We start from the raw sequence: 12710 nt of genomic DNA on the forward strand, positions 1-12710 counted from the left end.
CACACTTCACCGACCCCGCCCACCACCCCGCACGCCTGGTCCGCGCCGCCCTGAGCGACCTGAACGGCCCCCACCGCACACCCGACCCGCCCGCCGACCCCGCCCAGCACGCCTGGACCCAGGTCCTGCGCACCGCCGCCCGCACCGGCACCGCCCCCACCAGCGCCCCCGCCCTGGAACACACCGCACCCGAGGACCCCCTGGGCGCGTCCTGGCGGGCCCTGACCCGCACCCCCCGCCCCGTCCACGACCCCGCCCGCGGCTCCTTCGCCTGCGACCACCTGGTCGAGGCCGTCTGGTCCGCCTACACCAGCGCCGGAGACCAGGCCGCCATGCACACCGGCGCCCTGGCCACCGCCCTGTGGGGTGCCTCCGCCGCCCCCCTGCACGCCCTGCGCCGCCTGTCGGAGACCACCGACCCCCACGCCCTGACCGTCACCGCCCTGACCAGCGCCCGCGGCCCACACCCCCGGCTGTGGCCCGAACACCCCGTCCTGATCGACGAACCCCGCCGCCTGCCGCCCTTCGCCGTCCCCCACCCCCTGGACCCCCACGTCCTGCTCGGCAACATCGACCACCTGCGCGCCCACCCCCACACCGTCGACGCCGTGGTCTCCCTGTGCCGCACCCACCCCAGCGACGCACCCCACCTGCCCGACACCGACTGGGTACGGGTCTGGCTCCACGACCGCGCGGGCGCCAACACCAACGCGCACTTCACCCTGGACGAGGCCGCCGCCACCCTGGCCGCCCTGCGCTCGGAGGGCAAACGCGTCCTGCTGCACTGCTGGGCGGGCGCCTCACGCACACCGGCCGTGGCCACCCGCTACGCCGTGGCCACCCTGGGCACGCCCCTGCTGCCCACCCTGGCCACCATGATCCGCACCGTCGGCGGGCACCTGGACAACCCCGGCCTGTCCACCGCCGTCGCCCGCCTCAGCGGCGTGGACCTGCCCGACCCCGCCCACACCCTCTTCCCCCACGGCATCCCGCCCCGGCGCCCCGAACTGCCCCAACCCCACATCACGGGGTGACGCACACGAACGATCACAAGGTGACAAGTTCCACAAACCACCTCTTTCCGGTACCGTTACCCTCGCGTTACCCCTAGGATCTGCGCCCAGACCCCCGCGCACCACCGGCGGTCCCGGCTCCACCCGCGCCACGCCCTCCCGCACACCGGGGCGTCGCACCCCGCGCACCCTGCCACGGCACCCGCGCCACGCCCCGGAGCGGACCCGCCACGACCCGTTCCCGTTCGAAGGACTTGCCGTGGGCACACACCAGCCCCAGACCCCACCGGGCGACGAAGACACCACCCGCCCCCAACCGCCCGTGGGCCCCCGCGTGGCCGCCAAACGCACCCGCCGCAAACGCACCCTGATCCTGGCCTCCGCCACCACAGCGGCACTCCTGGTGGCGGGCACCGCCACCGCCACGGTCATCGCCACCGGAGCCGACCCCGGCACCACCACCAGCGCCGCCGGCGTCCCCGACGCCGACCCCGACCCGCTGGTCACCGACGACGCCACCCCCCAACACGGCGAGGACCTGCGCCAACAGGCCGAGGACGCCGTCGCCTCCGCCACCCAGAACAGCAGCACCGAGGCCTCCACCATCCTCGAAGAACCCGAGGAGACCGAGGAACCCGAGGAACCCACCGCCGACACCAGCGAGGACACCCCCGAACCCACCGGACAGGGCGGCACCTGCCAGGCCTCCTACTACGGCGCCGACTTCGCCGGACGCACCACCGCCAACGGCGACACCTTCGACCCCAACGCCATGACCGCCGCCCACAAGACCCTGCCCTTCGGCACCCAGGTCCAGGTCACCAACCCCGACAACGGCAAATCCGTGACCGTGCGCATCAACGACCGCGGCCCCTACATCGACGGCCGCTGCCTGGACCTGTCCACCGCCGCCTTCGACCAGATCATCGGCACCGGAGCCGGCGTCGGACAAGTCCAGTGGCAGGTCGTCGGCTAGAACACGCCCTCCACGCACACCCGGAGAACCAAGCCCCCAGACGCCCCTTCCCGCCCCCCGGGAAGGGGCGCTCGCGCGCGCGTGCCCCCACACGTCGCCGCGACATGGCACAATCCCCAGCACCCACCACCACCGACACCGCAAGGGAGCAGGGGCGTTGTTCCGCACCACCACCGGCTGGGTCGTCTCACCCACCGACCTCGTCGACACCCTGGAGTGCGACCACCGCAGCGCCCTCAAAACCGCGCTCGCCGCCCGCCTGCCCGGCGCCCCCGCACCCGAGAAGGTCGACCCCCTCGTCGCCCACCACGGCCTCGCCCACGAACAAGCCGAACTCGACCGCCTCACCACCCTGTTCGGCGACATCGTCCACATCGAGGACCCCCGCCCCGACGACGCCTCCCTGGCCGCCGCCGCACACGCCACCACCCAGGCCATGGCCGCCGGAGCCCCCGTCATCTACCAGGGCAGCTTCCACCACCCCCTCACCCCCCACGACACCGACCACCCCGTCGCCTTCCACGGCCGCGCCGACTTCCTCATCCGCTCCGACCTGGATCCCGCCACCGGCGACCGGCGCACCCCCGCACCCGCCACCCCCGCCTACGAACCCTGGGACACCAAACTCGCCCGCCGCCCCGGACCCGGAGCCGTCGTCCAACTCGCCGCCTACGCCCACGCCGTCGCCCACGCCACCGGGCACACCCCCCAGCACATGCACCTGCGCACCGGCGACGGCCACACCCACACCCTGCCCACCGCCGAATTCACCCCCATCCTCACCACCGTCACCACCCGCCTGCTGGACCGCCTCACACGACGACCCACCCTGCCCGCCCCCACCTGGGGCGAACCCCGCCCCGCCTGCGAGGGCTGCGGCTACAACACCTGGTGCTCACAAGGACGCACCGCCGCCCGCCACCTGTCCCTGGTCGCCGGACTACGCACCGACCAGGCCGCCAAACTCACCGACGCCGGCCTGAACACCATCGACGCCCTCGCCGACGCCCACCCCGACCAGCGCCCGCCCACACTGCCCCGCCGCTCCTTCGACCAGCTCCGCGCCCAGGCCGCCCTGCAGGTACGCCAGGACACCACCCGCACCCCCGCCAACCCCCAAGGCACCGTCACCGCCGAAGTCTTCGCCCCCGACGGCCTGGCCGCCCTGCCCGCCCCCAGCCCCGGCGACGTCTTCTTCGACATGGAGGGCTACCCCTACCACTCCCGCGAGGGCGAACGCGGCCTGGAATACCTCTTCGGCGCCACCACCGAGGACGACAACGGCACCGAGACCTTCCACGCCTTCTGGGCCCACGACCGCGCCCAGGAGAAGAAGGCCCTGGAGGACTTCGTCGACTTCGCCCTCGCCCGCATCGACACCGACCCCGGCGCGCACATCTACCACTACGCCTCCTACGAGGTGGACCGCCTCAAACACCTCAGCTCGGAGTTCGCCACCCGCGAGGAGGAGGTCAACCGCCTCCTACGCGAGAACCGCCTGGTGGACCTGTACACCGTGGTCCGCAAAAGCCTGCGCGTGTCCCAGCGCTCCTACTCCATCAAGTACCTCGAACCCCTCTACCTCAGCGGCGCACGCTCCGGCGGCGTCACCACCGCCACCTCCAGCATCGACGCCTACGCCGCCTACCTGCGCGCCGCCCAGGAAGGCCACACCGACCAGGCACAGCGCGTCCTGGCCGACATCGCCGCCTACAACCGCGACGACTGCCACTCCACCGCCCGCCTACGCGACTGGCTGGAGGACCACCGCACCCGCCAGGGCATCACCGACCGCCCCCTGGTGCAGCTCGAACTCACCGAGGCCGAAGCCGAACGCGCCCGCAAACGCGCCGAGAAGGCCGCCCGCCACACCGCCCTGACCCGGCCCCTGCTCGACCAGGTCCCCGACAAGACCGAAGAACGCGGCCCCGAACACCACACCCGCGCCCGGCTGGCCGCCCTGGTCGGCTACTACCAGCGCGAGAACCTTCCCCCCTGGCGCGAACACTTCCGGCGCACCAGCGCACCCCTGACCGACCTGGAGACCGACACCGACTGCGCCGTCCCCTGGCAGGTCCGCGCGGGGGAGTGGACCGAACCCAGCGGCCGCCAGCGCAAGGCCCGCCGCGAACTCACTCTGCGCCTGGACACCGCCCACCCCCACCCCTTCACCCCCGGCCAGGACGTCCACCTGCTCTACCCCGGCGCCCCCGGCCAGGCCGCCACCACCAACACCGCCACCATCACCCACGCCGACGCCCACGCCTTGACCATCACCGAGACCTGCGACCCCGACGCCACCTACTCCCGGCCCCCCGTCGCCGTCCTGCCCGGCTCCCCGGTCAACCCCGCCCCCAAGGACGGCGCCCTGGAATCGGTGGCCCGCACCGCCCTGGACCACCTGCCCGACTGGCCCCACCACCCCGGCCTGGACGTGGTACGCCGCATCCCGCCCCGCCTGGACCCGCCCGGTCCCCTGCCCGACCCGGCCGAACACGGAGGCGACCCCACCAGGGCCGCCATCGCCGCCGTGGACCGCCTGGACCACTCCTACCTGGCCGTACAGGGACCGCCCGGCGCCGGAAAGACCTACCTGGCCGCCCAGCTCATCACCCACCTGGCCCGCCAGGGCAAGAACGTGGGCGTGTGCTCCACCAGCCACAAAGCCGTGGAGAACGTCATGTCCGCCGCCCTGCGCGCCGCCCAGGACGCCGGAGTCCCCATCAGGGCCGCCAAACGCGCCAAGAGCCGCACCAAGGACACCGGCGAGAGCACACCACCCTGGGACCAGCCCTCCACCGCCCAGGCCCTGGCCACCTGGCGCACCAAACACACCGCCCGAGAAGAACCCGTCCTGATCGGCGGCACCGCCTGGGCCATGTCCAACGCCGCCATGATCGCCGACCCCCTGGACGTCCTCATCATCGACGAGGCCGGACAGTTCGCCCTGGCCGACACCCTGGCCGTCTCCGCCGCCGCCCACAACCTCGTCCTGCTCGGAGACCCCCAACAACTGCCCCAGGTCGTCCAGGGCACCCACGGCGAGGGCGCCGACGCCTCCGCCCTCCAACACCTGATGGCCGGACGCCAGATCATCGACCCCGCACGCGGCTACTTCCTGGACCAGACCCGGCGCATGCACCCCGACCTGTGCTCCACCGTCTCCACCCTGGCCTACCAGGGCCGCCTGCACGCCCACCCCACCACCACCCAACGCACCCTCTCCACCCTGCAACCCGGCGTGTACACCCACCCCACCACCCACCACGGCCGCACCACCCACAGCCCCGAAGAAGTCCAGGCCGTGGTGGAGGTCGCCACACGCCTGGTCTCCGAAAAACTCACCACCCGCCCCGACCAGGGCCCACGCCCCCTCACCGGACACGACATCCTGGTGGTGGCCCCCTACAACCTGCAGGTACGCGCCCTACGCCGCGCCCTGACCGAGGCCGCCACCACCCTGCCCGCCCTGGAAGGAGTCCGCGTGGGCACCGTCGACCGCTTCCAGGGCCAGGAGGCCGCCGCCGTCATCTGCTCGATGACCACCTCCAACGCCGCCGACACCAGCCGCGGCACCGCCTTCGTCCTGGACCGCAACCGCCTCAACGTGGCCCTGTCCCGCGCCCAGCTGCTCGCGACGGTGGTCTACTCACCCGGCCTGCTCACCACCACCCCGCGCAGCATCGACGAACTACGCCTGCTCGCCTCCTTCACCGGCCTGGTCCACGGCGCCCGCCCCTGGAGCACCGCCCCCTGACCCCGCACCCCGCCCGTCCCGCACCGGTTCCGGGCACCCCCCGGGTGGAGTACGTTTTACACAGCACCACACCCGCCCCGGACGCCACCACACGCCCGGGCGGGCGCCACGCGTGTGCGATGGCCCCACCGCCCGCGCCCCGCGGTGCGGGCGCCCCTTTCGCCCTGGCCCGCCACCCGTCCCCGAAAGGCACCCCGGCCCCCGTGTCTGACCGACCCTCCGCCCCCAACGGCGGCCGCAACACCCGCCACCCCGCCGGCATCCGCGTCGTCGTCGCCCTCCTGGCCCTGTTCGCCCTGGTCCTGGGACCGGTGGGCTACCTACGGGGCCTGACCGCCGACGCCCACGCCGGCTCAGCGGCCGAATGGTTCACCCTGGCCTTCGGCGCCGCCGTGGGCATCCCCTTCCTCGCCGCCGCCGTGGCCACCGTCGCCGGAGACCGCAAAGCAGCCCTGTGGTCACTGGCCCTGCTGGTGTGGCCGGTCGTCTTCGTCACCGCCCTGCACCTGGCCCAGGCCACCTGAACACCCCCGCCGACCCACCCGCCACAGGCCCAAAACCCCACACCACCGGCGGTAGGCTACCGGCGTGTCACCGAAGAAACGCAGACGCCGCAAGGCCCGCCGACCCGACACCGCCCACACCCCCCGGGCGGACACCGGGCAGGCGAACACGGCCCCGCACACCCCCGCGCGGCGCATCAGCCGCACCCCGGTGGTGGTCACCGACCCGCCCGACCGCAAGATCACCGCCCTGTGGGTGGTGCTGGCCCTGCTGTGGGCACTGGGCACCCCGCTGGCACTGGCCAACCTGCTGTTCGTGGTCATGGACCTGCAGGAGGCGGCCCTGAACGTCCAGGACCCCGCCGCCCCACCCCCGCAGGAGAACGTCGACGCGATCGGCGACGCCCTGGTCTGGGTCCTGGTCCTGGCCCTGGCGGTCCCGGCCGCCTCAGCCGCGGCCGCGCTGGTGCTGCGCCGCAGGATCGCCGCGATCGGCTTCACCACAGCCCTGGTGGCCGCGGCCCTGCCCCTGCTGTGGGTCATGCCGCCCGCCGAACTCTGGGACGCCCTGCGCGCCCACTTCCTGGGCCCCTGACACCCCCGCGCTCCGCCTGCCACGCCCACACCCCGCCCTGGTCCATCATGGATGACCGTGAACACACCCCACCCCGACCACCACACCCCGCCCACCGACGAGGCCGCCCTCCCCGAACCCGTACGCACCCGCCTGCAGCACACCACCCACAGCGTCCTGGTCGACACCCGCGCCCTGGCCCAGGTACGTGAACGCTTCGACACCGAACAGGCCCAGACCCTGGGCCGCTACCTGGCCAACGCCCAATCACCCAACACCCTGCGCGCCTACCGCACCGACTGGACCGCCTTCACCGCCTGGTGCCTGGCCGAACACCGCCAGTCCCTGCCCGCGGACCCGGTGGACGTGGCCGTGTACCTGGCCGCCTGCGCCCACACCCGCACCCCCGACGACACCGGCTGGGCCCTGGCCCCCTCCAGCATCGAACGGCGCGCCGCCGCCATCGCCGCCGTCCACGGCGCCCACGGCCTGGAATCGCCCACCCGCGCCGAAGTGGTCCGCATGACCCTGCGCGGTATCCGCCGCACCCGCAGAGCCCGCCCCCGCCGCAAGGACCCCGTGGTCCTGGCCACCCTCGAAGCGCTGCTCGCCGCACGCCCCGGCCCCGAGCACCCCCACGGCGTGGCCCGACGGCGCGACACCCTGCTGCTGCTGACCGGGTTCGCCGGAGCCCTGCGCCGCACCGAACTGGCCTCGCTCACCTTCGACGACGTCACCGTGCGCACCGACGCCTCCACCGGAGCCCCCGCGCTCGTGGTACGCCTGGGCCCGACCAAGACCGACCAGGAGGACCGCCACGGCCAGGTGGTGGCCCTGCCCCGGGGACGCCACCGCCACACCTGCCCGGTGTGCGCCCTCGCCGACTGGTCCCACCTGCTCCAGACCCACCACCAGGGCGGCACCGAGGCGGTACGCGCCCTGCTGGCACAGCCCCACACCACCAACCCGCTCACCCACCTGTGCCAGGACTGGCACGGCACCGGCCTGCGCGACGGAAGCGGCCGCCCGCTCCTGCCCACCGTGGACAGGCACGGCCGCATCGGATCCCGGGCCATGTCGGGCCGGGCCGTGGGCGAACTCGTCAAACGCTACGCACGCCGGGCCGGACTCGACCCCGACGACTTCGGCGGACACTCCCTCAGATCCGGATTCGCCACCCAGGCGGCACTGGGCGGAGCCAGCGACCGCGAGATCATGCGCCAGGGGCGGTGGACCAACCCGCGCACGGTGCACGACTACATCCGCACCGCCAACCCGCTGGAGGACAACGCCGTCACCCGCCTGGGCCTGTGATCTGGACCCCACCAGCAACTCTGGTGTCTCAGCTTGTCAACAAACACCCCAGCAGTACGCGAAATCACCCATCAAAGTGCGATCCTTCCCTGATGAGACATTAGGTTGGTTGCGTGAGAAAGGGGACGGACCCATGGTCGACGAGTTTCGAACGGCATTCCAAGAACTGATCGACGCCTCCGTGGCCACCGACCCCCAACACTTCCCCACAGCCGTCCACAAGGTCTACCTCCTGGCCTCCCAGATCCCCGTCTCCGAACGCGAACTCGCCCTGGAGGCCCTGGCCCCCCTGTTGTCGGGAGACCACGCCGCCCCCGGCATCATCGCCGACCTTTCCGTGGTCGCCGGAGCCCTGGTCGAAATGGGCACCGACCCCGGCCCCACCGGCGTGGAGGTCCTGCACCGCCTACGTATCATGGGCAAGGGCGCCATCGTCTTCGCCCGCGCCTGGGAACGCACCGGCGGCGGCCCCCCGCCCGACCCCGACACCGTCACCGCCGACGCCGAGACCCGCGTCGCCACCGACCTGGGCCCCGACGCACCCAGCGCCACCATGTGCTGGTGGACCATCCGCCGCCACGGCCTGGCCGCCAAGACCATGCTCAGCGAAGCCTCCGTACGCGCCCACCTGCGCCGCACCCCCTCCCTGCACGCCGAACTCGTCGCCATCGCCAACCAGCTCAGCGACCTGCTCACCGAGTTCGACGAGATCCGCGCCCTGCTGCACATGGCCGAAGCCACCAGCGCCCTGGTCCTGGACCGCCGGTCCAGGCGCGCCTTCCGCGTCCTCTTCGACGGCATCGGCGACAACTTCCAACTCCACACCCTGCTCGCCGACGCCCTCATCGGCCCCCAGCGCCAGGGCCTACCCGGCGATCCCCCCGACCCGCGCTGGGTCACCGCCTTCCGCGACGGCACCCCCGACCCCGACGCCCAGACCGTACGCGGCTGGTGGAACCTGGTCGCCCACGACGGCACCTGGGTGTGGAACGAGGGCGCCCCCGCCCAGATCCCCACCATCGACGGCGAACACGTCCTGGTCCTGGACGAACAGCCCTACCCCCGCTCCTGGAACGCCGCACGCCGCCACCCCCAGGTCCGCGGCTGGCTCGAGATCGAATCGGAACTGGACGCCGAGGAAGCGGCCCTGTGGTGGGAGCGCATCGCCCCCGCCGAACCCGCCATCCCCAGCGCCGACACCCAGGAGGACTACCCGCCCCTGCCCGAACCGGTGGTCCTGCAGACCGAGGACACCCCCCAGGCCGACCGGGTGCGCACCTTCCTGACCGACCTGACCGAGGAGGCCCCCGCCTCCGAGGACACACCCGACCCCGAAGACACCCCCGTCTCCGAGGACGCACCCGCACCCACGGCCCTGATCCCCGTCGTCGCGCCCCCGCCGACCCAGCCCGACCCCGAACCCGTCCAGGAGAGCACCCGGGAGAGCCCCCCCGAACCCGCCCGCCAGGCCCCGCCCGCCCCGGGTACCGCCCCCGGCAACGCGTTCCTGCCACCCCTGCCCCAAGGGGTGTCCAAAAGCGCCAACTGGGGACCCACCTGGCGCTGACCCCGGGGGCGGCGCCCGCACACCCGCACCGCACCGGCCCGCGCGGGGGGCCGCCCGGGCCGGAAGGCGACCTCAGGCGCGGTGCCGAGGGGAGCGGGCCGCCGGCACCGCCGCCTGAGCGGACTCCTCGTCGTCCCCGTACAGGCCCTCGAAGTACTCCTCCTCCGTGAGCTCCTCGCCCTCCTGCTCCCGGAGCCAACGCCCGCCCACGAACAGGGGGGCCGAGAGCACCACCACCAGCGGAACGAACACCCCCAGCGGCAACAGCACCAGCGCGCCCTCGGTCCCGGGCACCTGCGGCAACCGCTCCAACAGGTGCATCCGCACCAGCGACACCACGCTCAACGCCCCCACCGTCAACGCCGCCCCGAAGGGCAGCATCGGCGTCAGCCTCGCAGGGACCGCGGCCAGCGCCACCAGCAGGCCCACACCCACCAGCCCCGCCACCGCCAGGGGCCCCGCTCCCTGCAGGACGCCCAGACCCGCGGCATGCAGCCCACGAAGGTGGGAGAAGGCCCACCCCGTCGTCAGAACCAGCACGGGACCCACGATCAGACCGAACAGAAGACCGACGAAGTGTCGCACGGGGGTGCTCCTCTCAGGGGTTGGGCAGCACCCTAGCGGCAAAAACGGTCTTCAGCACCACATCCCACCATTTACTGACACAACCCCGACCCGTCCCGCCCCCGCCTTCACAGCGGAGAACGACGCGGTACACCTCCCCGCCGAACCACCCGCACACCGACCGCACACACCAGGGCCCGGCCCCCACCACGGAGGACCGGGCCCACCAACAACCAGACGCCCTAAACGGCGTCAGGACCACGGCGCAAAGCGTCCGCGCCCGGCCGCCCCGGCACCTCCAGCACCCGGTCACTGGGCGCGTTCGCACCCCACCGGCGCCGCACCTCATAGGCCACCAACGCCACCAGCACCGACCCCACCGACGCCAACAGCGCCTGACGCTGGTCCGGCAGCACCACCATCGCCACGAACACCGTCACCAGACCCAGCAACACCACCCACGTCAGGTACGGAAACCCCCACATACGCAAGGTCAACCGCTCGGGCTCACGCCGGCGCACCCGCGCCCCCACCACCAACTGCGAGGCGCAGATGGTCAGGAACAGGATCAGCAGGATCGCGCCGATCGACGCCACCAGGAACGGGAACACCCGGTCGGGCCACAGGTAGTCGGCCACCACCGCGGCATACCCCACCACGGTGCCCAACAGGATCGCCCGCACCGGCACACCCCGACGGTTGGTCCCCCGCAGCGCACGAGGGGCATCACCCTGCCGCGTCAGGGTGAACAACATCCTGGAGGAGGTGTACATCGCCGCGTTGAGCACACTCAACACCGCCACGAACACCACGATCTCCATGATCAACGCCGCCCCGGGCACACCCACGTGCTCCATCACGGCCACGAACGGGCTGCGCCCCGGCTCGACCTCGCCCCACGGCAACACCATCACCACCACCAGGATCGAGGCCACATAGAACAGCCCGATCCGCCAGAGCACGTTGGTGATCGCCGACGCCACACCCCGCTCGGGCTCCACGCTCTCACCAGCGGCGACGGTGATGATCTCCACCCCGCCGAAGGCGAACAGCACCACCACCGTGGCCGCCAGCACCGCGACCCACCCGTTGGGCGCGAAACCGCCGTGCTCCCACAGGTTGGCCACACCCGAGCCGCCCGAACCGCTCCACAGCCCCAGCGCCCACAGGCCGCCGATCAACAGGAACGCCACGATCGTGGCCACCTTGACCAGGGAGAAGAACGACTCGGTCTCCGCGAAGACCCGCACCGAGACCAGGTTGGCCGCCGTCATCGACAACAACACCGCCAACGCCAGCACCCACCCGGGCACACCCGGCACCCACTGGCCCAGGATCGCCGCACCGGCCACCGACTCGGCGGCCACCAGCACCGCGTACATCCACCAGTACACCCAGCCGATGGTGAAACCGGCACGGGGACCGAACGCCAGACGCGCGTAGTCGGAGAAGGACCCGCCCGCGGGAACCGCCACCACCATCTCGCCCAGGGCACGCAGGGTGAAGAACACCAGCGCACCCGCCAGGACGTAGGACAGCACCGCGGCCGGACCCGCCAGCTGGATCACCGAACCCGAGCCGATGAACAGCCCGGCACCCACCGAACCGCCGATCGCGATCAGCGCCATGTGGCGCCGCCGCAGCGAATGGGCCAGCCCCGCACCGGAGGCACTCGTTTCGTTGGCCGCCCCCGAGGGCGGCATCGCACTGCTTGTCACCCGGCCAACCTTAGGCACATCTCACTCCTTGGACAGTCCCTGACCCCGCCAAAAACAGCGGATGACCCCATCATGTGAAATATGCAACATTCCAGAACGGGCAACCTTCGCACATATGAGCGAGACCACTCACGCAGGGGAGGACCGCCACAGCACACCGTGACCGCGCTCACCCGCACCAGCCACCCCCGCGCCCGCCCACGGCCCAGCCGACGACAGCACCCCGGGGCACCCTCACCCCGGCGGGGCGGTGCACAGGCACACCGTGAGGACCGCGACGGCCGCCATGGGACACCAGACCGCCACCACCCACAGGCCCTCGCCCCGGCCACCGACCAAGGCGGGGGAGAAGAACCCGACGACGAACACCGCCACGACCGACCCCCGAACCGGACCCGCGGGGGAGCACCACCCCCACCACACACCCCCACACCACCCGCCCCCGCAGCGGGGGAGCCACCACCCACAACCACCCCGCAGGGGGAGGCACACCCGCCCCCACCTGTGCCACGATCACCCACGTGCGCCACCTCACCCCACTCCTGGCCCCCCTCACCAGCCCCCACACCTACCGCCGCTGGACCTACCTCGTCATCGGCGGCGCCCTGCTGACCCCCTACGCCGTCGCCGCCCTGGTCCTGGCCACCCTCATCACCGAACGCGCCCCCACCGCCCCCGCACCCCCCATCCACACCCTGACCGCCACCGCGGCCCTGGCCGCCGT

At 72.7% G+C, this 12710-nt stretch carries 10 protein-coding genes and 1 pseudogene; 8 read left to right on the forward strand and 3 right to left on the reverse strand.

Annotated features, from left to right (window positions below; genetic code table 11):
• From A6A08_RS04635 to A6A08_RS04665, 7 genes are all read left to right on the forward strand, one after another.
• Positions 1 to 1034 (forward strand): dual specificity protein phosphatase family protein (locus A6A08_RS04635; RefSeq protein ID WP_073701256.1); only part of this gene is annotated, 1034 nt, incomplete at its 5' end.
• A 238-nt stretch (positions 1035 to 1272) separates the two neighbouring features.
• Positions 1273 to 1989 carry a septal ring lytic transglycosylase RlpA family protein gene (locus A6A08_RS29075; RefSeq protein WP_199866839.1) on the forward strand — a complete coding sequence of 239 codons (717 nt, stop codon included), beginning with the start codon at positions 1273 to 1275 and terminating at the stop codon, positions 1987 to 1989.
• A gap of 157 nt (positions 1990 to 2146) precedes the next feature.
• A complete protein-coding gene (locus A6A08_RS04645) occupies positions 2147 to 5746 on the forward strand; it encodes a TM0106 family RecB-like putative nuclease (protein ID WP_073701257.1) in 3600 nt (1199 codons plus the stop codon).
• 203 nt (positions 5747 to 5949) lie between these two features.
• Positions 5950 to 6270, forward strand: a complete 321-nt coding sequence (locus tag A6A08_RS04650; RefSeq protein ID WP_073701258.1) for a hypothetical protein — start codon at positions 5950 to 5952, stop codon at positions 6268 to 6270.
• A 64-nt stretch (positions 6271 to 6334) separates the two neighbouring features.
• Positions 6335 to 6844: a hypothetical protein gene (locus A6A08_RS04655; protein WP_073701259.1), complete on the forward strand. Its 510-nt coding sequence runs from the start codon at positions 6335 to 6337 to the stop codon at positions 6842 to 6844.
• A 51-nt stretch (positions 6845 to 6895) separates the two neighbouring features.
• The gene (locus A6A08_RS04660; protein WP_073701260.1) at positions 6896 to 8137 is read left to right on the forward strand and encodes a site-specific integrase; all 1242 of its coding nucleotides are present in this window, start codon (positions 6896 to 6898) and stop codon (positions 8135 to 8137) included.
• A gap of 133 nt (positions 8138 to 8270) precedes the next feature.
• The gene (locus A6A08_RS04665; RefSeq protein WP_073701261.1) at positions 8271 to 9704 is read left to right on the forward strand and encodes a hypothetical protein; all 1434 of its coding nucleotides are present in this window, start codon (positions 8271 to 8273) and stop codon (positions 9702 to 9704) included.
• A 72-nt stretch (positions 9705 to 9776) separates the two neighbouring features.
• Here A6A08_RS04665 and A6A08_RS04670 read toward each other — a convergent pair whose 3' ends face one another.
• The 3 genes from A6A08_RS04670 to A6A08_RS27890 all read right to left on the reverse strand — a co-directional run bounded on the left by A6A08_RS04670 (position 9777) and on the right by A6A08_RS27890 (position 12361).
• Positions 9777 to 10289, reverse strand: a complete 513-nt coding sequence (locus A6A08_RS04670; protein WP_073701262.1) for a hypothetical protein — start codon at positions 10287 to 10289, stop codon at positions 9777 to 9779.
• A 221-nt stretch (positions 10290 to 10510) separates the two neighbouring features.
• Positions 10511 to 11896, reverse strand: coding sequence for an amino acid permease (locus A6A08_RS04675; protein ID WP_073701263.1), 1386 nt, complete (start codon positions 11894 to 11896; stop codon positions 10511 to 10513).
• A gap of 324 nt (positions 11897 to 12220) precedes the next feature.
• A complete protein-coding gene (locus tag A6A08_RS27890) occupies positions 12221 to 12361 on the reverse strand; it encodes a hypothetical protein (RefSeq protein ID WP_158069258.1) in 141 nt (46 codons plus the stop codon).
• Positions 12362 to 12507: 146 nt separating this feature from the next.
• Between A6A08_RS27890 and A6A08_RS04680 the strand changes: the two are divergent.
• Positions 12508 to 12710, forward strand: a pseudogene (locus tag A6A08_RS04680) (histidine kinase); the annotation flags it as partial.

It is taken from the genome of Nocardiopsis sp. TSRI0078 (assembly GCF_001905145.1).
Lineage (GTDB): Bacteria > Actinomycetota > Actinomycetes > Streptosporangiales > Streptosporangiaceae > Nocardiopsis.